Source organism: Vibrio sp. 1069, from assembly GCF_033340555.1.
Window position 1 is genome coordinate 1 of record NZ_JAWOWP010000854.1, and the last position, 539, is coordinate 539.

General features: G+C 48.1%; 1 protein-coding gene. It reads left to right on the forward strand.

Annotation, left to right across the window (positions count from 1 at the left end; genetic code table 11):
• Window positions 1-37: 37 nt before the first annotated feature.
• The coding region (trpA, locus tag R7040_RS29435) for a tryptophan synthase subunit alpha (protein WP_318098047.1) at window positions 38-539 on the forward strand (502 nt) is incomplete at its 3' end.

A 539-nucleotide genomic window follows, 5' to 3' on the forward strand; every position in this document is an offset into this window, starting at 1 on the left:
CCGTACACGCCATCTTAGAAGAAAAAGGAGTAATCTAATGAGCCGTTATGAGAAGATGTTTGCGCGCCTAAACGAAAAGAACCAAGGCGCATTTGTACCATTCGTGACGGTTTGTGATCCAAACGCCGAGCAATCGTACAAGATCATGGAAACACTGGTTGAATCTGGCGCTGATGCGCTTGAACTTGGTATTCCGTTCTCAGACCCATTGGCGGACGGCCCAACAATTCAAGGAGCCAACATTCGAGCATTAGATTCGGGTGCAACTCCGGATATCTGTTTTGAGCAAATCGGAAAAATTCGAGCAAAGTACCCAGACCTGCCAATTGGTCTATTGATGTACGCCAACCTTGTATACTCACGCGGTATTGAGAGCTTCTACGAGCGCTGTGCAAAAGCGGGCATCGATTCCGTTCTCATTGCAGACGTTCCGACTAACGAAAGTGCAGAGTTCGTAGCCGCGGCAGAGAAATTTGGAATCCACCCAATCTTTATCGCACCACCAACGGCAAGTGACGAGACGCTAAAACAAGTTTCTG